The organism is Lactobacillus fornicalis (assembly GCF_055362665.1).
Map to the genome: position 1 here is coordinate 1 of NZ_JBLTIM010000011.1, position 22,565 is coordinate 22,565.

At 34.5% G+C, this 22,565-nt stretch carries 24 protein-coding genes; all 24 read left to right on the forward strand.

Going from position 1 to position 22,565, the window contains the following annotated elements:
• The first annotated feature begins 166 nt into the window (after positions 1 to 166).
• Entirely contained in the window at positions 167 to 622 is a 456-nt protein-coding gene (locus ACNDLV_RS03200) for a phage terminase small subunit P27 family (RefSeq protein WP_006587389.1), read from the forward strand.
• A 4-nt stretch (positions 623 to 626) separates the two neighbouring features.
• Positions 627 to 2,342, forward strand: coding sequence for a terminase large subunit (locus ACNDLV_RS03205; protein ID WP_151143530.1), 1,716 nt, complete (start codon positions 627 to 629; stop codon positions 2,340 to 2,342).
• A 174-nt stretch (positions 2,343 to 2,516) separates the two neighbouring features.
• Entirely contained in the window at positions 2,517 to 3,851 is a 1,335-nt protein-coding gene (locus ACNDLV_RS03210) for a phage portal protein (RefSeq protein WP_022091214.1), read from the forward strand.
• A complete protein-coding gene (locus tag ACNDLV_RS03215) occupies positions 3,793 to 4,347 on the forward strand; it encodes an HK97 family phage prohead protease (RefSeq protein ID WP_022091212.1) in 555 nt (184 codons plus the stop codon). Before ACNDLV_RS03210 ends, ACNDLV_RS03215 begins: the two co-directional genes overlap by 59 nt.
• The gene (locus tag ACNDLV_RS03220; RefSeq protein WP_006587384.1) at positions 4,347 to 5,483 is read left to right on the forward strand and encodes a phage major capsid protein; all 1,137 of its coding nucleotides are present in this window, start codon (positions 4,347 to 4,349) and stop codon (positions 5,481 to 5,483) included. The genes ACNDLV_RS03215 and ACNDLV_RS03220 overlap by 1 nt, the downstream gene beginning before the upstream one ends.
• A 121-nt stretch (positions 5,484 to 5,604) precedes the next feature.
• Positions 5,605 to 5,727: a hypothetical protein gene (locus ACNDLV_RS03225; protein WP_006587383.1), complete on the forward strand. Its 123-nt coding sequence runs from the start codon at positions 5,605 to 5,607 to the stop codon at positions 5,725 to 5,727.
• Complete coding sequence (locus ACNDLV_RS03230; protein WP_006587382.1) at positions 5,727 to 6,140, forward strand: head-tail connector protein; 414 nt, start codon at positions 5,727 to 5,729, stop codon at positions 6,138 to 6,140. Before ACNDLV_RS03225 ends, ACNDLV_RS03230 begins: the two co-directional genes overlap by 1 nt.
• Entirely contained in the window at positions 6,064 to 6,357 is a 294-nt protein-coding gene (locus ACNDLV_RS03235; RefSeq protein WP_167802884.1) for a phage head completion protein, read from the forward strand. Before ACNDLV_RS03230 ends, ACNDLV_RS03235 begins: the two co-directional genes overlap by 77 nt.
• Complete coding sequence (locus tag ACNDLV_RS03240; RefSeq protein ID WP_006587380.1) at positions 6,357 to 6,758, forward strand: HK97-gp10 family putative phage morphogenesis protein; 402 nt, start codon at positions 6,357 to 6,359, stop codon at positions 6,756 to 6,758. The genes ACNDLV_RS03235 and ACNDLV_RS03240 overlap by 1 nt, the downstream gene beginning before the upstream one ends.
• A complete protein-coding gene (locus ACNDLV_RS03245) occupies positions 6,758 to 7,183 on the forward strand; it encodes a hypothetical protein (protein ID WP_209148698.1) in 426 nt (141 codons plus the stop codon). Before ACNDLV_RS03240 ends, ACNDLV_RS03245 begins: the two co-directional genes overlap by 1 nt.
• 3 nt (positions 7,184 to 7,186) lie before the next feature.
• A complete protein-coding gene (locus ACNDLV_RS03250) occupies positions 7,187 to 7,816 on the forward strand; it encodes a major tail protein (protein ID WP_006587378.1) in 630 nt (209 codons plus the stop codon).
• Between the two features lie 123 nt (positions 7,817 to 7,939).
• Entirely contained in the window at positions 7,940 to 8,275 is a 336-nt protein-coding gene (gene gpG, locus ACNDLV_RS03255; RefSeq protein ID WP_006587377.1) for a phage tail assembly chaperone G, read from the forward strand.
• Positions 8,276 to 8,370: 95 nt separating this feature from the next.
• Positions 8,371 to 8,514, forward strand: coding sequence for a hypothetical protein (locus ACNDLV_RS03260; RefSeq protein WP_225306022.1), 144 nt, complete (start codon positions 8,371 to 8,373; stop codon positions 8,512 to 8,514).
• Between the two features lie 15 nt (positions 8,515 to 8,529).
• Positions 8,530 to 12,942, forward strand: a complete 4,413-nt coding sequence (locus ACNDLV_RS03265) for a phage tail tape measure protein (RefSeq protein WP_225306023.1) — start codon at positions 8,530 to 8,532, stop codon at positions 12,940 to 12,942.
• Positions 12,942 to 13,685 (forward strand): phage tail family protein, encoded by a 744-nt coding sequence (locus ACNDLV_RS03270; RefSeq protein WP_022091203.1) that lies wholly within the window; start codon positions 12,942 to 12,944, stop codon positions 13,683 to 13,685. The genes ACNDLV_RS03265 and ACNDLV_RS03270 overlap by 1 nt, the downstream gene beginning before the upstream one ends.
• A complete protein-coding gene (locus tag ACNDLV_RS03275; RefSeq protein ID WP_022091202.1) occupies positions 13,679 to 16,729 on the forward strand; it encodes a phage tail spike protein in 3,051 nt (1,016 codons plus the stop codon). Before ACNDLV_RS03270 ends, ACNDLV_RS03275 begins: the two co-directional genes overlap by 7 nt.
• Positions 16,730 to 16,738: 9 nt before the next feature.
• Complete coding sequence (locus tag ACNDLV_RS03280; RefSeq protein ID WP_006587372.1) at positions 16,739 to 16,984, forward strand: hypothetical protein; 246 nt, start codon at positions 16,739 to 16,741, stop codon at positions 16,982 to 16,984.
• A complete protein-coding gene (locus ACNDLV_RS03285) occupies positions 16,911 to 19,739 on the forward strand; it encodes a BppU family phage baseplate upper protein (protein ID WP_080545364.1) in 2,829 nt (942 codons plus the stop codon). The genes ACNDLV_RS03280 and ACNDLV_RS03285 overlap by 74 nt, the downstream gene beginning before the upstream one ends.
• Positions 19,740 to 19,744: 5 nt before the next feature.
• On the forward strand, positions 19,745 to 20,158 hold the full coding sequence (locus ACNDLV_RS03290; protein ID WP_006587370.1) for a hypothetical protein: 414 nt from the start codon (positions 19,745 to 19,747) through the stop codon (positions 20,156 to 20,158).
• The gene (locus ACNDLV_RS03295) at positions 20,158 to 20,325 is read left to right on the forward strand and encodes an XkdX family protein (protein ID WP_006588403.1); all 168 of its coding nucleotides are present in this window, start codon (positions 20,158 to 20,160) and stop codon (positions 20,323 to 20,325) included. Before ACNDLV_RS03290 ends, ACNDLV_RS03295 begins: the two co-directional genes overlap by 1 nt.
• Complete coding sequence (locus ACNDLV_RS03300) at positions 20,312 to 20,701, forward strand: hypothetical protein (protein ID WP_022091200.1); 390 nt, start codon at positions 20,312 to 20,314, stop codon at positions 20,699 to 20,701. Before ACNDLV_RS03295 ends, ACNDLV_RS03300 begins: the two co-directional genes overlap by 14 nt.
• Before the next feature lie 14 nt (positions 20,702 to 20,715).
• Complete coding sequence (locus tag ACNDLV_RS03305; RefSeq protein WP_022091199.1) at positions 20,716 to 20,928, forward strand: hypothetical protein; 213 nt, start codon at positions 20,716 to 20,718, stop codon at positions 20,926 to 20,928.
• Positions 20,903 to 21,289, forward strand: coding sequence for a phage holin (locus ACNDLV_RS03310; RefSeq protein WP_022091198.1), 387 nt, complete (start codon positions 20,903 to 20,905; stop codon positions 21,287 to 21,289). Before ACNDLV_RS03305 ends, ACNDLV_RS03310 begins: the two co-directional genes overlap by 26 nt.
• Positions 21,289 to 22,347, forward strand: coding sequence for a GH25 family lysozyme (locus ACNDLV_RS03315; protein WP_006587365.1), 1,059 nt, complete (start codon positions 21,289 to 21,291; stop codon positions 22,345 to 22,347). Before ACNDLV_RS03310 ends, ACNDLV_RS03315 begins: the two co-directional genes overlap by 1 nt.
• The last annotated feature ends 218 nt before the right edge of the window (positions 22,348 to 22,565 follow it).

The window sequence follows — 22,565 nt, forward strand, 5'->3', positions numbered from 1 at the left end:
GTACCCCATAGTCGATAGGGGCCGGTATATCAACATTTCTTCCATACCGTCCCGGAGTTTTCTTTTTGCAAAATTCCATAAATGAGACTTTTTCGGCATAACGGCGTAACAAAAAGCCCTTTTTCAAGGGCTTTACACAATATTTATTCACAAAGGAGGTGGTTAGGTGGCTGGAAGACCTAGAATGCACTCAACAAATTTTAATTCACATAAAACTAAAGATGAAATCGCTCAAAGAGAGTTAGAAGAAAAAGCTGCAAGTGATTTTAGCACATTAACTCTATCTCCACCATCATGGATTGATTCAGAAGCTCAAAAAGAGTATCGAAGAGTAGCTCCAATGCTTAAAAAGTTAAGTATTACTGCATTAGATCGTCAAGTTCTTATCGATTATTGTATAGCAGTTTCAACTTTAAAGAAAGCAATAAAAGCTGTTGAAGAAAATGGAGTCTTAATTGATGGGAAAAAGAATCCAGCAGTTAATGTAATGCTAGATATGCAGAAAGAAATCAGAGCTAATGCTTCTTCATTAGGTATGACTTTAGATTCTCGTATGAAATTAGTTAAACCAGAACCTAAAGATGAGATTGAAGATGATCCATATGCAAAGTTTGGAGAGTAGATAGATGAAAGACCAAGTAACTGAATATGCTAAAGCTGTTGTTTCTGGTAAGATTCTTGCTCCTAAAAAGGTAATTTGGGCATGTAATAGGCACTTAAAAGACTTAGAAAAGCCGAAAAATGATAAAAATTTTCCATATTATTGGGATATTCGTGAATCTGAAAAGGTAATTGCCTTTATTTCATCATTAAAGAATCCAGACAACGGAAAACAGATGAAATTAGTTAATTTTCAAGCATTTGCTGTTGGTTCTGTATTCGGTTGGCTTCGTAAGTCGGATTCCCATAGAAAATTTAAAAAAATGTTTATTTCAATGGCTCGTAAGAATGGGAAAACTATTTTAGTGGCTGGTATCGCATTATATATCTTGCTTTACCAGAAATATCCCGTTCGTGGGAAGCAAATATATTGTGCAGCTAACAAACGTGACCAAGCAAAGGTTGCTTTTAATTATATTAATAACTTTTTAGTTCCACTACGAAATGATTCTCCATTTGTTAAACGTAAAACTCAAATGAAACGTGATGAAATCACTGATGCAAAAACAGGTTCGTTTATCAAACCTTTATCAAACGATAAAAACGGTATTCAAGGGTTAAACACTACATTAGCTATTTTCGATGAACAGGCAGATAGTAACGATATTACAGTTTACGATGCCGTTGAAAAATCATCTCGTATGCAGAAAGACCCATTAATGTTACTGATTTCTACAGTTTCACCAAACATAAATGGTTGGTTCCATGAAATGATTTATCAATATGTGGAGCAGATGGTTAAAGGTGATGTTGTAGATGATGAAACGATGGTTCTTTGGTATGAACAGGAATCTGAAGATGAAATTGCGGATACAGCTAACTGGATTAAATCTAATCCAATTCTTTATGACAAGGATATTCGAGAAACATTATTGCCTACATTAATCCAAGACTGGAAGACCGCTCAAGCGATGGGACGAGAAACCAAAGCTAAAATTTATAACTTTAATATGTGGCAACAGGCTAATGAAAACTCATATATCAAAGTTCAAGATTGGGCAAATATTAAAGTAGATAAGACTCCAGATCTTTATGGACGTGAAGTTTATATCGGTATGGACTTGGCTAGAACAGGAGACTTATCAGCTGTTTCTTGGATTGTACCTCTTCCAGAACAAAAAAAGTTTTGGGTTGATTCTCATGCCTTTGTTGGAACTCGAGGTGGAATCGAAAACAAGATTCAAAAGGATAAAATCGATTATTTAGCGTTAAGAAGGCGTGGGGAAGTAACACTCTCAAATCTTGAATCAGGGAATATTGATGACCAGCAAATCATTGACTTTATTTATAACTTAATCGGTGAACATAAATTCAGCGTCAATTGCATTTGTTATGACCGTTATTCAGCTAACCATATTATCGATACTTTCAATGAAGATGGTTACACAATGGTTGATGTTGCTCAAGGTTTTGCAACATTGTCTGAACCTACTAAACAATTTCGTAAATATGTTCAAGATGGAGGCGTTATTCATGGTGATAATCGGCTATTAGAAATTGCAGTAAATAATGCAATTGTTAAAGAGATTAATGATGCTGTTTTACTTGATAAGACAATGTATCGCAATAAGATTGACCCTTTAGCAGCATTACTTGATGCGATGACTCAAGCTTATAACTATGATTTCTCACGAGATTTTGAAAGGGATTCAGAATTCTATGAGAAACAATTCCATTTTTAATTTTATTTTATCTAATATTCACACCATTTTGTGTTTAATGGGTGGCCTACTTTTTTCAGTAGGAATGTTTTTATTAAGCACACCTGCAGGATTTATAGGAAGCGGTTTGTTTTGGACAGCAATCGCAATCTATATTGATCGCACTAATTCTAAATAAGAAGGAGGTGCAATAAATTGTCTTTTTTTAGAAGTTTGACCGCTTTTAATGACACTGGTTCTTATATTGATTTTCAAGATACCAGTCCTCGATATGTGCCTATTACTAATTTGAAAAATAGTGATGTGTTTACTGCAATTAATGTAATTTCTAATGATATTGCGACTAATCCGATAAAACTAGAATCAGATAATGTTAATCACATTAAAGATAAACGATTTAATCAACTTAATTATTTGTTGAATATTAAGCCTAATGATTTTATGACAGCACGTGATTTTAAGTATGCCTTGACCGCTAATCTCCTTTTAACTGGTAATTCATATGCAAGAATTCTTAAGGATAAAGTTGGCAATATTGTTGACCTTGAATTGCTAAAACCATCTCAAGTTACACCTTTTTTAGATGAAGATTCAGGCGAAATAAAGTATGAGATTCAACCATATGGCCAAACCCCATTTGACCTTTCTGCTAATGAAATTTTACATATAAAATTTTTGTCCACAAATGGATACGTTGGTGCAAGTCCACTATATGCATTAGCTGATGAAATGCGTATGCAAAAATCAGGCAATGAAATGCTTAATGCATTCTTTGGTTCAGGAATCAATGGCTCTGCTATTTTGAAAATGCCAGGCGATTTAGGACCTGATGCCAGAAATGCTTTAAGAAATAAATGGATTGAAGGAAATTCTGGTGATAGCACACATCGATTAATTATTTTATCTGGTAAGGAAGATTATCAACCAATTGAAATTGATACTAACATTCTTAAGATTATCAATTCAAATGATTATACGACTAAGCAGATTGCAAAAGCTTTTGGTATTCCAATCAGTAGATTAGGTTTGGAAAACTCACATACTTCTTTACCTCAATCCAATTTAGACTATGTACAAAATAGTTTAGACCACTATTTTTCACGGTTTACATCTGAATTTAATGTAAAACTACTAAGTTCTAAAGACTCACTTAAGTATCATTTTGAGTTTGATGTTTCAAGATTAATGGAACTTGATACTGAAACCAATATGAAACTCACACTAGATTGGTTTAAAGCAGGCCTACTTAGTGATACTGAATCAAGAACTAGATTAGGTTATGCTCCAGCTGATGATGAAATGGCAGGAGTAAGAACAATTATGAGTAACTTCGTACCTATTCAAAACATTAGGGAAAACTTCCCTAACAATGTAGCAGTAGGTAATGCATATGATGATACAGGTAAACCTATATCTACAAAAGAAAATCAAAAAAGTGGAATCAGCAATGTTTTAAAAGGCAATGAGAAAGATGGAAGTACGGAATCTGACACAAGCTCCGATGATGGAGAAGGAAAGCAGAACGATTAAAGGAACTGCTGTAGTTTTTAATTCTCGTAGTGAACAACTTGGAGATTTTACTGAATTTATTGACCCACACGCTTTTGATGATGTGGATATGAGTGATGTAGTGCTCTTATATAATCACGATTCAGGGAGTGTTCTAGCGAGAACTAGTGCTAATACTTTAAAGCTTAATTTAGATGAACGTGGGTTACACTTTGAAGCCGCTATTCCTGAAACAACTCTTGGCAATGATACTTTAACTAATTTAAGAAATAAAAATATTTCTGGTATGAGTTTTGGTTTTGATATTGCAGATGATGATTGGGAAGACACTTCAGATGGTTATGTGCATTATGTACGTAAAATTAACCACTTATATGAAATTTCAGTTGTTACTTTTCCAGCATATAAGGCAACTGATGTAGAAGCTTCTACTCGTTCACTAACTGGGTTTAAAGAAATTGAAAAAGAAAAAGTATGGATTAAGTCACAATTAAGTAATTTAGAGGAGAAAATTTAATGAATTTAAAAGAACAATTGCTTGCTGCAAAGAAAGCATACAATGAAATGATTGATGAAAAGCGTTCTCTTTTAGAAGATGCTGATAAGAATACTGCAGATAAGAATATTTCAGAAGTTCGTTCAAAGGTTGAAGAAATTCAAAAGAGAATGAAAGCAAAGGAAACTGAAATTAAGGATTTAGAAGCTTTAATTGAAGAAGCTAAGAATTCAAGAAGTGGATTTAATATTAATCCTGAAAACCCAGAACCAGAAGGCGAAGATGAAGCTGAAAAACAATACCGTATGGCAAATCACTACTTACATACACGTGATGCTCAATCTGCGGGTTTAAAGTCTCCTGATGCGGCGTTAACTATTCCTAAGGATGTTAAATATGTACCTGTTGATGAAGTTAAGACTATTGATGACTTATCACAATACATTCATATGGTTAACGTAACAAGTGCTCAAGGTAGCTATCCAGTTCGCCAAAAGCCCAATACAACTTCATTACATTCTGTAGAAGAACTGGCTAAAAATCCTGACCTTGCCAAGCCTTCATTTAAAAATATTGAATGGAAGGTAGACACATACCGTGGTGCTATTCCTTTGTCACAAGAAGCAATCGATGATTCTGATGCTGATCTTGTAAGTATTGTTGCTCAAGATCTTAAGGAACAAAAGATTTTACTATTAAACGACAAGATTTTAAATGTAATGAAGACATTCACTGCTAAGACAGTTTCTAGCGTTGATGAATTGAAAGCAATTAAGAATGTGGCTCTTGACCCAGGATATAAGCATAAAGTAATGGTTGTATCTGCAAGCTTCTATCAATGGTTAGATACTTTGAAGGACAAGGACGATAACTACATTTTAAACCGTTCAATTACTGCTAACTCACCTGATATTTGCTTAGGTTTGCCTGTCTTTACTGTAAGAGATACAACTTTAGGCCAAGCTGGTGAAATGAAGGCATTTATTGGCGATATTTTTGAAGGGATTTTTGGTGCTAACCGTAAAGACTTACAAGCACGTTGGGTAGATGACAGTGTTTATGGTCAATTCTTACAAGGTGTAACGAGATTTGGCATCACTAAATCCGATGAAGATGCAGGTTTCTTCGTAACTGCTACACCCAGTAAGGCCAGCTAATGCGAGTAACAGCTTAAATGAATTTACTCAATTAAATATTGGCTCAACAGCAATCAATGTTTCAAATGGGGATGTTACTTCATCTAATACAGTAGATGCTCTTAAAGGTGCTTTGGATTATTTGAAAGTTACATATCCATCAACTGCATTGAAAAACGATTTAATTAGTTTACTTAATACAACTATAAAGTCTAAAAAAATTGTAGCTAATACGAGTCAACCAATGATTGGAGAGATTCAGTAATGGATTTAACAGAATTCAAAAATTATTTGAGAGTTGATTTTGATGATGATGATTCAGTCATTGAAGCTTACTACACTGGTGCTGAAAACTATATATGCTTAGCAATTGGAAAGAATGTTAAACCAACAGACTTGGAACAATATGAGCAGTTTAAACCAGCTTCTCTTTTATTAGGAGCTTTTTGGTATAACGCAAAAATGGCTGTTCAACAAACTGCAACAGTTAAAGCTAATACTGATGAAATTCCTTTTGGTGTTTCGGCTTTAATTACTCAATTGAAAGCGAGGTACTGGGAAGACTATGTTACTAAACAAAACGAATCAACGAATTCAAATAATGAAGAAGATAAATCAGAAAACTCAGCAGGGCGATTGGAAATCAGTAATGGTTCCAGTGAAGAAGCTATGGGCTGATGTTGCTAAATCTACTCTTAAAGAATATCGTGAAGATGCCAATTTATTAGAGGGAAAAGAAAAAGTAATCTTTTTGATAAATTCAATGGCAGCGAAAGATATAACTAGAAAAAATTTTATCCAGTTTAAAGATAAAAACTATAACATTACTGATATTCAACGTGATTTTGAAACACATGATTTTGATAAGTTTACAGGAGTGGAGGTGGATAAGTAATGGCTGTTCAAGGCGAAGCAGAATTAGAAGCCAAAATTCAAGAATTGATGACTAAATCTGTTGCTACACAAAATACAGTTTTAGATGAAGTAGCTAAAGAATTTGCTGAAAGATTGGAATCCAATATTCCTCGTGGTGCTAAAAGCACTAGAAAAACTCACATAAAATCTGAAGTAAAGATTGGTAAACCTAGACTTCGTCAAGGTGTTCGTGAAGTATCAGTTGGTATTCAAGGTTCTTCAAGTACTGGACCTTTACCAGCTTGGCGTGCTCACTTTTGGGATACAGGTTCTTTGAATAATCCACCTACTTTTTTCAGTGAACGTACGAGAGATCAAATGAGTCCCGAAATTAAACAAGCAATTATTGAAGCTTTTAGAGAAACGCTGGGGACTAAGTGATGTTAGCTACTTCAAAAATTTATCAAACACTTATAGGAAATGACACGCTAATCTCTATGATGACTAGTATGCGTGAAAGTGAAGTTGAAGATGAAAATATGATTTTTAATGACCAGATTCCTGAGGAATTTCAAGCAGCACAATATGCTCCAATCATTAGAATCAATCATATTCAAGCAACAATGCGTAGCGCAGATAATCAATATTTTGCAGAAAAACCAAGTGTTTTAGTTTCTTTTTGGGTTAAAAGTTTAGCTCAACTAGAAGAACTAAAACCAGTTATTGAAAAAATCCTTATCGATATTAATTATCCACTTTATAACGTGGACTATGAACCAGATAGAGAAGCGAGTCAGGACAATCCAGAAAACAAATTATATATATGCCGGATTTATGTACACGGTATTGAATTAACGGAGGAATAATTAATGGTTAATTATAGAGGCGAAGCAAAAATTGGGGTTGAAAACCTTGAATTTGCTCAATTAGATGATGCAGGTTTTGTAGTAGGAGAAACTGTTAAGCTACCAGGTACTACACAAATTAAGACTTCAATTTCTTCTGAAAATGCCACACTTTCAGCAGATAATGGACCATACCTTTCATTGTCCTCAGGTATTGAAAAAGTTACTGAAACTATCAATAACTACTTCATTACTCCTGAAGTTAAGAGATTAATGTTAGGTGTTCAATATGCTTTAGGTACTGAAATTTATGGAGAAAAGACCTTACCTAACCCTGTTGCTTCACTATATTCAAGCAAACTTGCTAAGTCAGGCAAGAACGTATGGGTAGCCTGCTTAGAAGGACGCTTTAAGTTTCCTTCTGGTGAAAGTAAAACCTTAGGGTCAGGCGCTCCTGATCCAGCTACTGAAGAAGTAGAAGGTGAATTTATTATGAAGCCTGTTGGTGATACTAAGCAAATCATGCTTATTGGATATGAAAGTGATCCAGACTTTGATTTAGCAACATTCAGAAGTTTAGTATTTCCAAAGAATGATAGTGAATTAACTGCAGCATGGGCAAAGGTTAAGGCTAAGTTGAATCCGAGTAGCTAGTCAAGCTTCGGCTCCTCAACAATCACAACAGGAAGAACACAAAGAACCTAAAGAATAATTTTTAGTCGCTTACGAAATAAACAGTATGCTCAGCAGGCGGCTACTATTAGGAGAAATAATTTTATGAAAAAAGACAAGATTGTTTTATTTATTGATGGTAAAGAAGAAACATTTGAAAGAGATCTTGCTAAAAATCCATTAAACTTAACTGACTATACAAATGCTGGTTATCTTACTTATGCATCTGCCAACTTCAATAAGAAAGAAGAAATTAAGCCAAAAGACGTTGATAATATAATGGAAGCTAATATCAAATTTATTGTTGCTTACTTCCAAAATCAATTTACTTATGATCAATGTAAAAATGGTTTAAATCCAGCTTTTATGAATGTACTTTTGCCTAAACTTCTTGAAAAAGCTCAAGGTGTAGTTGGTGGTGAAGAATTCCCAAAAAAGTAACACCTGATGAGGTGATTAAGTCATTTAAGAAGTTTCTGAAACTAATCCATACGATGGAAAAAGAACTTGGTTATAAGATTTCTGAGATTTTAAATATGAGTCCTTTGGAATTTAAGACTTTTGTTGATTCAATGCAGGACCCTAAGAAGCTTGACAGAGAAATTGAAAGTAGTGATGAACTTACTACTTTAGACCAAGCTTTCCCAGGTATTTTTTCAGACCCATTTGCAAATAAGTAGGGAAGGAGGTAAATGATGGCAGATGGAAATTTAGGGCATTTGTCCGTTCAAATTGGTTTAGATATCAAGCCTTTTCTTACTAATGCTGTTGCTTTAAAAAGTCAGATTAGTAGAACAGCTAAATTAATCGGTACTTTACAAGAGCGAATGAATAATGGCTGGGGCAAAGGAACAGCTAATACTTTATTTAAAGCTCAATCTTCGCAGTTGGAGCTGTTAAATAAAAGATATCAATACTTAACTCAAAGTGTTAAAGAAGCTCAAGATGCTATTTCAAAAGGTGGCGGTGTTGATGCTCAAAGACAGTTAGTAGGTAGAGCTAATAATTTATCTCAAACTGCACTCCAGATTGATAATTTAAAACAATCAATGGTTACTTCTTATCAACAGATGGTCAAATATCAATCTGGTTGGGGGCAATTATCTGAAAAATTAACCAACTTTGGTAGTAAAGCTCATGCTGTGGCAGATGGACTTCGTAACATTGGTTCGTGGGGAGGAACTATGGCAGTTGGTGGTGCTTTAGCTAGTGCCGCTAACAAAGCTATGGAATTTAAATCTCAGATTGCTCAAATTGGGCCATTGCTTTCTAATACAGGTAGAATCACCTCCTCCATTAGAGGCGAAATGGAACAAATGAGCAATGCTTCCCTTAAGTGGTCACAACAATATGGTGTATCCACTACTGAAATCAACAATTCTATGATGGAATTAATCAGACGTGGTTTTACTACTAATCAGGTTATGGGTTCTATGCCTGCTTTACTTGATGCAGTAAAAGCATCTGGTGAAGATATGAATACTGTTATGCAATCATCTGCTTCGGTAATTGAAGCATTCGGGTTAAAGGCAGATACCGCTGCTCAACAAACTAAGAATATGCGTATGGTTACTGATGGATTAACCTATGTAGCCAATGCGACTGCTTCTAGTTATGCAGATTTATCTACTGGTTTGAACTATGTAGGACAAACAGCAGCTGCTGCTCATGTATCATTCATGGATACTGCAATTGCATTAGGTATTATGAGCAACAAAGGTGTTGAAGCATCAACAGCTGGTACTGCTTTACGTCAAATGTTTACTACTTTGACCAAGGATACCAAGGTCAACAGAGCTCACCTTAAAGCTATTGGACTTAGTTTTGATGAAATTAAGAAGAAGGGTATTGATTTACCAGACATCATCGATAGAGTAAGTAAAGCTTTAGCAGATAAGACACCAACAGAACAAATGTCTTTACTAAATGCAGCATTTGGTAAAACTGGTCAAAGTGCAATTGCTCTCTTCCAAAAATCAAAAGCAGGTAGTAAATCTGCAGCAGCTGAATTTAGAGAATATCAAAAAGAAGGTAATGCAGCAGCTGGTGTTACTGCAAGAATTGCCAAAGAAATGAATAATACTCCACAAGCTAAGTGGGAAAGGTTCAAGCAAACTTTAAATGCAGTAGCCATTGAAGTAGGAAGCAATTTATTACCAGCTTTAGAACCAATTGTAAAATCTATTGGTGATATTGCTAAGGCATTTGGTAAATTAGACCCAGCCACACAACAGGCAATTGTTAAGTTTGCATTATTCTATGCTGCTATTAAACCTATTACTAGTTTTATAGCTGGTCCTATTGATGCAATTGGTAGTTTATCTAGCGGATTAGGTAAATTATCAGATAAATTAGGCATGCTAAAAGCTGGTAGCAATAGTAGTATCTGGAAGTTACTCTTTGGTGGAGCAACAGAGGCAGCAGGTGGGATTAAAACAGCAGGAACTGCTGCAGAAGTTGCAGGTGAATCAGCAAGTAAATCTGGAGGATTATTCGCTAAGCTAGCTGGGGTTTTAAAAGGAACTGCTCCAGCGGCGGCAGAAGCGGCAGGCGGAGCAACAGTAGCTGGTACTTCGATTGCTGAAATGGGTGCAGGAGCTTCTACTGCAGGTGCAGGTTTAGGAGCATTAATTCCAAGTGTAGGTGCTTTAGGAAGCGCATTACTTCCAATTGCAGGTATAGCCTTAGCAGCAGGCGCAGGTATATGGGCATATAGTAAATATGTTTATCCAGCTATTGATGCTCAGAATAAGCACTATGATTCTGTAAAAAAATGGGGTGCTTATGTACCTCCAGTTGTAGATAAGGTAGCGACTACTTATAAAGAAAAGACTGCTGAAATGTCTGATGCTTTAGCTGATACTTCTAAGAAAACCAAAGATTATAACAATCAAGTTAAGAAGAGTTTTGAAGAATTAGCAAGTTCAGCTCAACAAAGTTTAGATAAGCAAACACAAGCTTTGAAAAAACTAGGTAAAGAGGTAGGTGGTTCAGCTGGAAAATACTTACAAGATGAAGCTAATAGTAAGAAAAAATCTGGAAGTAAGTATGTTGATGAAATTAAACAATATGCTGAAATTGTAGATAAAACCGCAGATTTTGCATCATCTAAAAATCGTAAATTGAATGCTGAAGAACAAATGTTAGTTCAAAACCTAACTAGTCGTTCAGCTAGTGCTTATGTTAAAACTTTAAATCTAACTAAGAATCAAACTCAACAAGTTTTAGCAGCAATAGATGGAAGCATTAAAGGAACAATGCGCTGGAGCACTGGTGATAAGATTGTAGCTCAGTTTAAAGATGGGTATGACAAGTTTTATGCCAATATAAATAAAGGCAAAGAAGCTTTGAAGAAAGCTCTTAATGATGGGCTTATTAATAAAGATGAATATGACAGTGCTATTGCTAAGCAAGAAAGAGATATGAATGAATATCAAAACAAAATTGCTTTAAGCATGGGTCGAGTAATGAAAGCTTCAGGTAGAAGTCTAAAACAAATTAGAGATAGATTTAGATTGGACTTCGGTAATGAACTTGGTGACCAGATGTTTGACAAGTATTTAGCTGGTCTAAAAAAAGTTTCGGATGCTAATAGCCGTTTCTTAAGTGAAACTGGGAAGCTATCTAAGGCTCAAAAGAAAGCTGCTCAAGATTGGAACGATATGATTCTTGACCCTAAGACTGGTGAGGTAAGAACTAACTTACCTGAATTCTTGAAAGAACAAGTCAATTCAAAAGAAGGTTGGGAAAAACTTCAATATATTAGAAAGCATGCCAAATTAACTACTAATGTTAAAGCAGAAATTGCTAAGGCTATCTTTGAAAGTAATCGTTGGAACTCAATGAGTTTAAAGGAAAAGAAAGCTGTTATTGTCTCTGATACAGGGAAAGGATTATTTGATTCTCTGAATAAAATTAAAGAATGGAATAATTTAACGCCTAAGGTTCAAGAAGCTATTGTAACTGCTAAGAATAAGCAAGAATTGTATGATTCTATTAATGATTTAAAGACTTGGAACAGTTTAACTGCAGACCAAAAACAAATCTTTATTGATAATGCTGATGCTAGAGAAAAGATTCGTTTAACTTTGATGGACTTGCAAAATTATGATGGCTTAACTCCAAAAGAGAAGAAACTGATTGCTGATGCCTCTAATGCTAAAGGAAGTATTGAAGAAGCTTTAAAGAAAGCAGGGGTTTGGAACCAATTACCAGTTGGGGTTAAGCAATTGATTGCTGATAATAGCAATGCAATTCAAAAATCAGATGAAGCAAAACATCATATTGATCTATATAACGGTAAGAAGCCAGTTCTTAAATACTTTAAAGGTAATAGTTCAAGCGCTCAAAGTGAATCTGCTAAGGGTCGTGGAGCTATTGACAAATACAATGGTAAAACTACTAGAACTAAGTACTTAAAGGTTAACAGTTCAAGTGCTGTTTCTGGAGCTAACCAAGCTGTAAACGCATTGAGCAGTTTTGTTAATGGTTTTAAAGATAATATTGTAAAAACCGTTTCAGTTGTTTTTGGAGGAATTAAGGGGAAGCACGCAACTGGTACTCCAGGAGCATGGTTATTTAATCCTAATGCATATGCATATGGAACACCAAATACAGGAGCCCAAGGCGGTTTAGCATGGGTAGGAGATGGTGGCAGAAAAGAAGTTGTTTTTGATTCAGCAATGAAAGCCTTCTATGAAACTCCAAAAACACCAACATTGGTAAATCTACCTAGAGGCTCTATGGTTTGGCGTTCTGTTGAACAGTTTGAGCAGGCTATGCGACATGCTAAGCTTTTTGCTAATGGTACATTAGGAAATTCAATTGTAAGTTTAGCTAATCAAATTCCAGATGATGTTTCAGGGGCAGTTAAAGCAATGAGAGCACCATCAATTAATGTTGATAATTCTAATCTTTTAGAATTACAAGAACAAAATAACGAATTATTAGCTACTTTAATTGAACAAAATCAACAGATGTTGCAAGCACTTATGAACTTAGGATTTAGTTTTAATGTAGATGGAAAACAGATGGCGAATGCGCAGGCAGAAAACAATTCTAAAGCGATAAATGAGTATTTGAAGAGAACGGGGTTGAGATTTAGCTAATGAATGAACCAGTTTTAACTTATCGAGGGAAAACTAACCTTGATTTCGATATGCACTTAGATGTTGGCTCTGATTTTGAGTTTGGAACTGGAAGCCCTTCGTTTACTTCAAATGAAGTGGCAGGATTAAATAAAACTCTATTAGATTTTAATAACTATAAGAATTTTGACCAAAAATTTACATTTTATGCAATTCATAGAGATGTAACTTCTGATGAAGCAAAAAGAAGAATAACTAGTTGGCTTTTAAAAGAGCCAGGTTATCACAAGCTTTTATTAAGTATGATTCCAGATTACTATATGATAGCAAGTCCCAATTCAAATTCTGTTCTGAAGTTTCCAGCATATAATAAGCGATTCAGTAAAGTTGAAATTAATTTTTCAATCCAGCCTTTTATGTATCACTTAGAAGGACAAAACCCTTTTGATATAAAACCTAATAATATTCTTTCGATTAATAATCCAGAAGAATATGAAGCTGAACCTCTTATTCACATTGTAGGAAATTCTGATGTAACACTTACAGTAAATAATAGTCAGTTTAAAATTACTTCTATTGATGAAGAGGTTTATATAGATAGTGAAAATTGCTTAGTTTATAAATCTTTAGACCAACTTAGAAATAGAAATGCAATTTTTCCAGATCATAATTTCCCTATACTTCAACCAGGTACTAATTCTATTAGCATTACAGGCAATTATTCCTCTGCGACGATTACACCAAGGTGGCGAACTTTATGCTAAAACTACCTATATTATATGAAAACTCAAATGAAAATCTTGATAGCTTAGGTTTAGGTGCTATGTCTGGAGTTATTGATTGGGAAGTTACTACAGATATAAATAGTATTCCTAAGTTAACAATGACCTATGATGGTAATGCCTACTTAGCCAATGAAATAAAAGTAGATAGAGTAATTATGGCTGATGCATCATCAAAAAGAAGAAATCAGCTTTTTAGAATTAATAAAGCAGTCAAAAAAGTTGATGATTCTGGTGCTAAAACCATTGCTATCGAAGCCAACCATGTTGCTGGAGATATTGTTTTAGATAGCTTAAAGAAAAATATTTCTTTGGCAAATGCTAATCCAAAACAATTCTGGAATGCATTAGTAGAATCTTTATCAAGTGGAACACCTGAATTTTCTTTTAGTAGTGATATAAAAACTGTTGCGAACATAAATCTTGAATGGAAACAGGTTTCCACTTTACAAGAAGTACTTTTTGGAACAGGAGCATCAAGCTTCTGTAAACTTTTTAATGGAGAATGGAGTTTTGATAACTATCATCTCTCTTTTAATAAGAAGCAAGGTACTGATACTGGAATTGTAATTAAATATGGGCAAAACTTAAAATCTTTGGAGCAAGATGAAGAAATTGCTTCTATGTATACTGCCATTCAGCCTTATGCAACTAAAAAAGAAAATCAAACTACTCCAAGTACTGAAATAAATGCTACTGCTTATGAAGGTGTGGGATTAGTTCAATATCTGGGAGCAGGAGGTTTACCTGTTTATGATAAACCAAACGGTAAGTTCGAAGGCAGAAATGTAGAAAATGGTCAACATATTCAACTATCAAAACAATATACAGATGGGCAATCACAATTATGGCTTCAATTAGAAGATGGCGGTTGGATTCTAGGAAAGCATATTGTAGTTGATAAAAAAGGTGCCTGGATATCTCAAAAGGTAGTTGGTCAAGGTCATATAAAATGGAATATTTCTAGTGATGGTCAAGGTAATATTTATGAAACCGTAAATGGGGTTTTAGTTGCTAACTATATTTTTGGAGATGTTCCGATTTACTCTCAACCAACTAGTGACAGTGTTCAAAAAGGCTTCTTAGATAAAAGAAATGCAAGATGGATAGTTTTCTATAAAACTAAGGACAGCAATGGCGTTACTTGGTACGACTTAGGAAATAACCAATGGGTTTCTAATCGCTATGTTGAATTTGATAAAGACAGTTCTTATACATATACACCAGGTCGAGGAGTAGGGACTGTTAATCATGATGTTAAGAACAACCAAAAACAGCTAGAAGGTGTAGCAATTTGGGATAGTCCAAGTTATTCAAGCAAAGTTGTTAAGTATGTTTATCATGGACAAAGATATCAAATCTTTCAAATCGCTTCTAATAATGGTAAGACCTGGTACAACCTCGGTGGTAATCAATGGATTGATTCGCAATACATCAATTTTGACAAAAATGACCGAGATGTAAAACCAAAAACAGATAGTGAATTAGGTAATGAGGGTGTTCCTACACCTCGTTATTCTGGAAAAGTTGTTGTTTATGATAAGCCAGGATATGGACAACAACCAACAGGCAAATTCTTATATTCTGGTGATTTAGTTAATATCAGTAGTCAAGCCTCTACAGGTTCAGGAACTTGGTATGAAATAGGAACTGGTCAATGGATTAACGGTTCTTATGTAGACTTTGGTTCACATGATACTGATGTAGATCCTTATGACCCAAGTAAAGACATCATTGTAGATATCTCACAATCACAAGATAATACCATTACTTTACCTGAAATTTATGTTAAGTCAGCTAATGCTGATAAATTTGAGCACTTAAAAATTCAGAAGGTCGATTTATCTCAATACAATATTGATACTGAAGACAAGCTTCGTGAAGTTGCTAAAGCTTACATTTACGATAACCGAATTGGTGAACCTACTACTTCTCTTACTGTTAATTACTATCAAATGCAAGGCGAGTTAGCCAAACTTACTGATGTTGATGTTTATGATTTAGGGACTGTATTTTTTCCTAAATATGACATCAACTTAACTAGTGAGGTGACGACAGGTAAATGGAACGGACCTAAACAAAGGTGGGAATCCATTACATTTGGTAAACAACCTGAAACCTTGCGAGATACTCTTGATAAATATTTAAGTACCGTAGAAAACAATTCTAAAAACTTCGCTAGCCAAGCTGTAGATGATGCCTCACAAAAAATAGGCCAATCTGTTGATATTAAATGGTGGAAACTTCATGAAGATACTTCAAAAGACTTACTGAATTTGCAAACTGAATTCGGTAAAAGATATTCAGATTTATCATCTGCATTGGATACAAAAACCAATGATACTAAAGTGATTACTCAACAAATGATAAACGACGCTACTAAAAAATATAATGATGGCGTTCAAAATATCTTACAGGAAATGAGTAATAACTATGTAGCTAAAGCTGCACTAACAGGTGGAGATTTAACTTATGGAAGGGATGCAGTTACTGCCACTACTCGTACAGGTGGGCATATGCAATTTTCGAGTGAAGGCTTAGTGATTACTGATAAAAATGGTCACTCTCAAGTAGCTATTTCAGGAGAAGATGGTAGTGCTGCTTTAGCACATGATTTAGTAGCCAAAAGAATTAATGGTTACACCATTGAAGCAGCTAACATCTTATCAGGAACTATCGAAGCTGGTGTTCAAATAAAAGCTCCATATATCAATGGTGGACAGATAGATGGTGCGTCAATGCTTCGTGTAAGTAGCGACGAAGGAAATTGTGTTATGACACCTAAGTATGGATTTTCTACCACACAAGGATTGAAGGTAAGTGGTTTATCCAACCTTGAAGGTGGTGTAAACATTGGCACACGATTAAACGTCGATGGTGCTACTTTGATTACTGGGAATTTAATTGTGGCTGGTCAAATTTTTATTAAGACAGCTGGTATCGAACAAATTGTCTTTCAAGCGCCGAATGGTATTAGAAGAGGATACTTAGGTTTTTGGGATAGTGGAAAGTTTCAAACTAGTTAGGAGCACATTATGTTTAAAGAACAATTTTTACAGCCTGAAGCTGTAATCGAAGAGCTAAAAAGACAACTTGGAGAAGCTGAGTATAGAGCAACTGTAAACTCACTTATAGTAGAAAATTTTAGGCAAACAATGGCTAATTTAGCTGCTAAATACCCTGAAATAAGAAAGGAGTTGGAAGAAAATGGAAAACCTCAATCTGGACGTGAACAAGAAACGAGAACTAACAACTCCAATACGGCTGAGACAAAGAGATAAGAACTCTCATACAATTCATGCTTCAATTTTTGATCATGGAGTTACTTATGATTTAAGTAAAAAGAGCGTTCAATTTAATGCCTCAAAACCTGATGGCACAATCATTCAACAATCGGCAAGTGTTACTGGTAATGTAATCGAATATACTTTACCTGAACAAGCTACGGCAGTTACAGGTAAAGTAAAATGTTACTTTTCTATTTTAGACAGTTCAGGAAATGTAGTTGATTCTACTGCTACTTTTTATCTTGAAGTTGAAGATGCTATTAATCTTACTGCAGGTAGTAAAAGTTACATTGAAAGTATTGATGCAATTAAAAGTAATTTTGAATCAAAAGTTGCAACAATTAATGCTCAATTGGATAAAGTTCAGCAAGATTTAAATAATAAAAATGCATCTGGGCAAGATGTCTTAAACAGAATTAATAAAATCAAAAGTGATGCTGAAAGTGCATTAGCTAAGTTAAATTCTGATGCTCAAGCAACTTTATCTGGTATAGATTCAAAAATAACATCATTAGTTAATGATAAATGGAATACTAAAAGTGAAGACCTGGATACTAAATATAATTCACATATAAAAGAATTAGATGGTTCATGGAATACACTTAGAGATAAAGCTTTACAGCAATCTAATGAAATTACTAATAAAAATAATCAAGCAAGTTCATTAATTGCCTCCATCACCAACACTAAAGATGATGCTGAAAAAGCTTTAGAAAAATTAAGAAATGATGCTTCCACTACACTATCGAATTTAGAAAAGAGCGCTAATAGTTTAGTTGCTCAAGCAGTTGCTGATAGTGAAGCTAGAATAGCTGGTAATTTAATTGACCCTAATTTAAATAATTGGACTAAAAGCGATGTTGCACAGCAGGCTTTTAAATCAATTAATTTTGATGGCACGACTAATAGTATTGCTTATCAAGGTGTGAGCGGTACTGAGATGATTTGGACTAAGTTAAATTTAGAGCTTTACAAGCACTACAAGCTTCGGTTTCGTTTTACACCAAAATCGGATATTCGAGATTTACAAAATGGTACTAATGACAAAATTAAAATTGCCATTTGGCGAACTTTACCTGGAATTGGCCCATGGGGCGGTGAACAAGGTACACCAAATTTAACTTCACAAATCAAGGATATTGCTATAAATCAAGACAAATTCTATGAAGTTGGTTTCTATTCTGATAATGCGAAAGAACTATACTTTGCTTTTAATTTTCATAATGTTAGAGATGATGTTGCTTATAATTTCGAAATAAATTCAATTTCTGTAGTAAATATCGATAATACTATCCAAAGTCTAGCTGATTCTAGCTATTCTAGAAAATTTGGTGCTTCTGGCGATGATTTATTTTCGTATAAGAATAACCATGAAATTAGAATTTACGATAACGTTTCTGACGTAAAAAACAAACCAAGTGGTGCGTCAAATTGGTTCGTTGCTGTAATTGATACTGTTAGAAACTCTTGGGGGAATATCAAAATATTCTGCCCGGGAGTGGGAAGTTGGCAAATTGACTTAACAGCTGGTAATTGGAACAGTTGGTTTACATTATTCGATAGCAGGAATGCTTACTCCAAGTCTGAAATTGATAAAAGCTTTGTAAAATCGGTTCAAGGCGTGAAACCAGATGGAAATGGAAATATCAATTTGCCTAACCAAAACGTAGCCTTTAGTTTTGATAGTTCAACTAGTGAACCTAATATGCGAATGACATCATACTTAAATTATTGGCCAGTTGACCAAAATGCGATTAAGGACGTTTTGAAAAATCAGTTACCTAATAAATACGCGGGGAAAAACATTGTTAATATTTCAAACCCAATGTTTTATTCAACACAAAGTGTCGATGATTTTACAGCGATGGGAAGCCCTAACAAAACACAAACGTTAACAGTTTATCGCTCTGATTTTAATGCTAAAGATGATGGTAAACCCGGTTTAGCTAACTATTCTCAAGGAATAATTTTTGGAGCCTGGACTGAACGAGGTGTCTTATCCATTTCAAATCGAGAACACAAAGCTAGAATTGCTGGAGGAACGTATCCTGGAGAACCAAATGGGCTTCCGGTTTGGTCTGAAGACATAGCTTGGAAAAGTGATTTTGCTAACTATTACAACAAATCTGAGATTGATGTAAAAGTTAATATTTCTGATTCATTAAGCCGAGGATTAATAGACCAAGGAACAACTTGGCAACAAATTTTCGGTAATGATGCATTGAATACTAATACAGGTCATTTAACGGTTTTCAAAAATTCAAGTAATGATTATCGGCCTTACATTTATGGATATTCAGCAAGTGGTATAGCTTTTGGAGCTGGAGATACTCGAGGTATCTTATCTGTTAGATGGGACCAACCCGGAATAATGATTGCTGGTGGCAATGGCACTGGACCAAAGTGGGCTAGAGAATTAGCTATTAAAGATGACTTTGCGAACTACTACAACAAGTCCGAAACTGACACGAAAACTAACAACTTGCAAACTCAAGTATCAACTCTACAGAATCGTTGTGAATCATTAGAAACCCAGTTAACCGTATTAAGAAATCAAATGAATAACTTGCTAAGTGTAATTAATGTTTCAAATGGAACAGCAATTGTTAATGGTACTTTAGCAATTAATGGACAAATCCAAAGTAAATATGGTGGCACTGATCAATATGTTTCATATGCACCAAACGGGACAAGACGTGGCTACTTCGGATTTTACGATGGCGGAGACTTTGTTACTAGAAAAGGATAAAGAATATGACATTAGAAGAAAAAATTAAAAATTTACAAATCACTTTAGCAAATGGAACAGTAGGTTCCTTAGTGTATTTAAGTGGACGATTAGGTAATACTGAATACACTTGTGAACCTGTTCTGCTTCCTTTTAAATTAGAATACACACAATATCCATATGTTCTTGAAGCACCTGAGGGATTAAATAATCCAGTATACGACTGGTCAAAATCACAATGGGTAGAACAAGATAAGGAAGCTTTAGGATATCGTTTAAGTCAAGCAGAAGAAAAGCTTTCAACTTTAAATACTCAATCAGAAAAGCACGAAACAGAAAATACTGAAACTCAATCAGCATTAGATAAAATTCAACAATCCCAACTTCAAATGACCCAACTTTTATCACAAATTTTAGCTTCTAAAGGAGGCGCACAATAATGTTTACTATTACACCAGGTATTCAAGCTAATTTTGCATTTTTATACAAGATGCAATACGATTGGGGACTTTTATCGGCTCAAGCAATTAAAAATTACTGCGATGAAGGTTTAATTACCAAAGAACAGTTCAAAGATTGTGTTGGTAAAGCCTATGAAGAAGTTTAAAAAGCTATTACAAAATTCAAAAAATGATACGATCTTTATTTACATCGGGCTAGTAATGCTTACTGTTGGAATTTCATTGTGGATTAATCAATCATACTTCTTTTTTCCACCTCAATGGAACAGTTTAATGAATAATAATGGCTTAGATGGCATTGCAGTAGCTTGTGGATTAGGCTTAATTATCTATGCTTTTGATAATAATAAAAATCGAAAATTGAGAGGAATTTTACTAGGCTACTCTTCTGCTTTTGTAGGTTTGATGGCTTTAATGGAATTATGGCATGCAATTCTTGCAGGCCAAACTAGAATGATTGAAACAATTATTTTTGAAATTTTCTTTATAGTAGTAATTTTTCATGAAGCATGGCAAAAGTAAAGGAGGGAAAACACTTGCGAGACATTATAACTTTGCTACAAGTGTTAACTCCACTTTTGCTGGGATTAGGGACTTTCTACTTAAACAATAAGACGAGTGACCGAAAGTTCATCGATAAAGAGTTAGAAAGAGCAGATAAAGAGATTAACCGTAAAGATAGGGAAATTACCAAATTAAAAAAAGAAATCGAGGAATTGAAAAATGAGCGAACTAAAATTGATTCTTGATACTATTGCTTTAACAATCGGTGTAGGACTTAGCATTGTTGCGGGTTTTTATGCCTACTATAAAACAAAAATCAATAAAAATACGGCATGGGGTAAGACTATTGATACTGTAGGCCAATTGGCTACTTGGGTAGTTCATGAAGCTGAACATAGTAAAATGAATAATGCAGATAAAAAGGCCTATGCAAGCAAGGCTATCGTTGATGCATTACATAAATACGGTATTAAAGATGTCGATGAACAACTCATTAATGGTGCAATTGAAACTGCTGTTAACAATATGCATTTAAAAAATGAATCAGAATCATCTACTACTGAAAAGTCCCCTGAAAAAACACCTGCACCTGCTATTATTGATTAATGAAACACGGAATTGATGTAGCAGATCCATATCAAAGATATATAACTTCAGAAGTTGTTGGTGACTTCGTAATTGTAAAAGCTACTGAATATACGACTTATAAAAATCCATCAATGGAAAAGCAATTAATGATTAAACCACTAAAAGGGTTATATCACTTTGCAACAGGTGGAGATGTAATTGCAGAAGCAAATCACTTCTTAAATACAGTTAAGCCTTATATCGGAAAAGCTATTTTAGCATTAGATTATGAAGCAACAGCTCTAACCATGTGGGGAGTTAGTCAGGTGAAGCAGTGGTTAGACTATGTATACAACAAAACTGGAGTTAAACCATATCTTTATATGAGCTTAGCAACAGAAAATGCTAAAAATTGGTCAAGTGTTGCAGACAAATATCCATTATGGGTAGCACAGTATAATAATGCAGGTTTTTACACGCCCATTTATGGATACCAGCCTAGAAAGCTAAATGGAAGTTTAAAATACTGGAAAGAAGCTAAGATTTTTCAGTACGCTTCGTATGGCATTTTAAATGGGTATACAGGAAGACTGGACTTGAATGTCTGCTATGATGATTGGGATACTAATGAAAAAGCTATTGATACTGGAGAAGATTTTGAAATGACATGGCATCCATATGTTAGATACGATACCAAGGGTATTGTTAAAGTAAACAACGAAGATGGGGCACCTCTTTATAGCAATTCTAATCTTACAGGAGATCCAGTTAAGAAACTGGACTATGGTTCAAGCTGGCAGGCTTTTGAACAAGTAGGAGGAGCTATAAATTTAGGTGGTAATCAATGGGTTAACTCAAAAGATGTAATTGCAAAGTGGAATCAGCTAGCATACAATACCGCTGCTTCTGCAATTGGAATTGTAATTCCTGAAAATGGAATGTGGACTCAAAATGAAATGAAGCCATCACAAGGAATAAAGTATTTAAAAACGGGTGAAAGATATTTGATTTTTGGCCGTACAGATAAATACTTAAATGTAGGTGGAGAAGCAGATGGAAAATATGCTTCTGGCGATAATATGTATATAGTTTTATAGACAAAGAAACGCTCGTTAGTTATAAGTACTAATGAGCGTTTTGCTATAAAATCTGTTAATATGACAAAGATCAGAAAAAGGGGAATAATAACAAAAAAATGACCGATTTTTGACCGACAAAAAGTTTACAATGTATATTTTTGTCAATTGTAAAAATGTTGTTATATCAACATTATTAACAATGTACAGCAACATATATTGTCGATAATGTTTTCCCC

Bases quoted from the DNA above. Each gene is read 5' to 3' on its own strand.
- ACNDLV_RS03205 (WP_151143530.1), top strand. From the start codon at position 627: ATGAAAGACCAAGTAACTGAATATGCTAAAGCTGTTGTTTCTGGTAAG.
- ACNDLV_RS03215 (WP_022091212.1), top strand. From the start codon at position 3,793: ATGGAAGTACGGAATCTGACACAAGCTCCGATGATGGAGAAGGAAAGC.
- ACNDLV_RS03220 (WP_006587384.1), top strand. From the start codon at position 4,347: ATGAATTTAAAAGAACAATTGCTTGCTGCAAAGAAAGCATACAATGAA.
- ACNDLV_RS03230 (WP_006587382.1), top strand. From the start codon at position 5,727: ATGGATTTAACAGAATTCAAAAATTATTTGAGAGTTGATTTTGATGAT.
- ACNDLV_RS03235 (WP_167802884.1), top strand. From the start codon at position 6,064: ATGAAGAAGATAAATCAGAAAACTCAGCAGGGCGATTGGAAATCAGTA.
- ACNDLV_RS03240 (WP_006587380.1), top strand. From the start codon at position 6,357: ATGGCTGTTCAAGGCGAAGCAGAATTAGAAGCCAAAATTCAAGAATTG.
- ACNDLV_RS03245 (WP_209148698.1), top strand. From the start codon at position 6,758: ATGTTAGCTACTTCAAAAATTTATCAAACACTTATAGGAAATGACACG.
- ACNDLV_RS03250 (WP_006587378.1), top strand. From the start codon at position 7,187: ATGGTTAATTATAGAGGCGAAGCAAAAATTGGGGTTGAAAACCTTGAA.
- gpG (WP_006587377.1), top strand. From the start codon at position 7,940: ATGAAAAAAGACAAGATTGTTTTATTTATTGATGGTAAAGAAGAAACA.
- ACNDLV_RS03260 (WP_225306022.1), top strand. From the start codon at position 8,371: ATGAGTCCTTTGGAATTTAAGACTTTTGTTGATTCAATGCAGGACCCT.
- ACNDLV_RS03265 (WP_225306023.1), top strand. From the start codon at position 8,530: ATGGCAGATGGAAATTTAGGGCATTTGTCCGTTCAAATTGGTTTAGAT.
- ACNDLV_RS03270 (WP_022091203.1), top strand. From the start codon at position 12,942: ATGAATGAACCAGTTTTAACTTATCGAGGGAAAACTAACCTTGATTTC.
- ACNDLV_RS03275 (WP_022091202.1), top strand. From the start codon at position 13,679: ATGCTAAAACTACCTATATTATATGAAAACTCAAATGAAAATCTTGAT.
- ACNDLV_RS03280 (WP_006587372.1), top strand. From the start codon at position 16,739: ATGTTTAAAGAACAATTTTTACAGCCTGAAGCTGTAATCGAAGAGCTA.
- ACNDLV_RS03285 (WP_080545364.1), top strand. From the start codon at position 16,911: ATGGAAAACCTCAATCTGGACGTGAACAAGAAACGAGAACTAACAACT.
- ACNDLV_RS03290 (WP_006587370.1), top strand. From the start codon at position 19,745: ATGACATTAGAAGAAAAAATTAAAAATTTACAAATCACTTTAGCAAAT.
- ACNDLV_RS03295 (WP_006588403.1), top strand. From the start codon at position 20,158: ATGTTTACTATTACACCAGGTATTCAAGCTAATTTTGCATTTTTATAC.
- ACNDLV_RS03300 (WP_022091200.1), top strand. From the start codon at position 20,312: ATGAAGAAGTTTAAAAAGCTATTACAAAATTCAAAAAATGATACGATC.
- ACNDLV_RS03310 (WP_022091198.1), top strand. From the start codon at position 20,903: ATGAGCGAACTAAAATTGATTCTTGATACTATTGCTTTAACAATCGGT.
- ACNDLV_RS03315 (WP_006587365.1), top strand. From the start codon at position 21,289: ATGAAACACGGAATTGATGTAGCAGATCCATATCAAAGATATATAACT.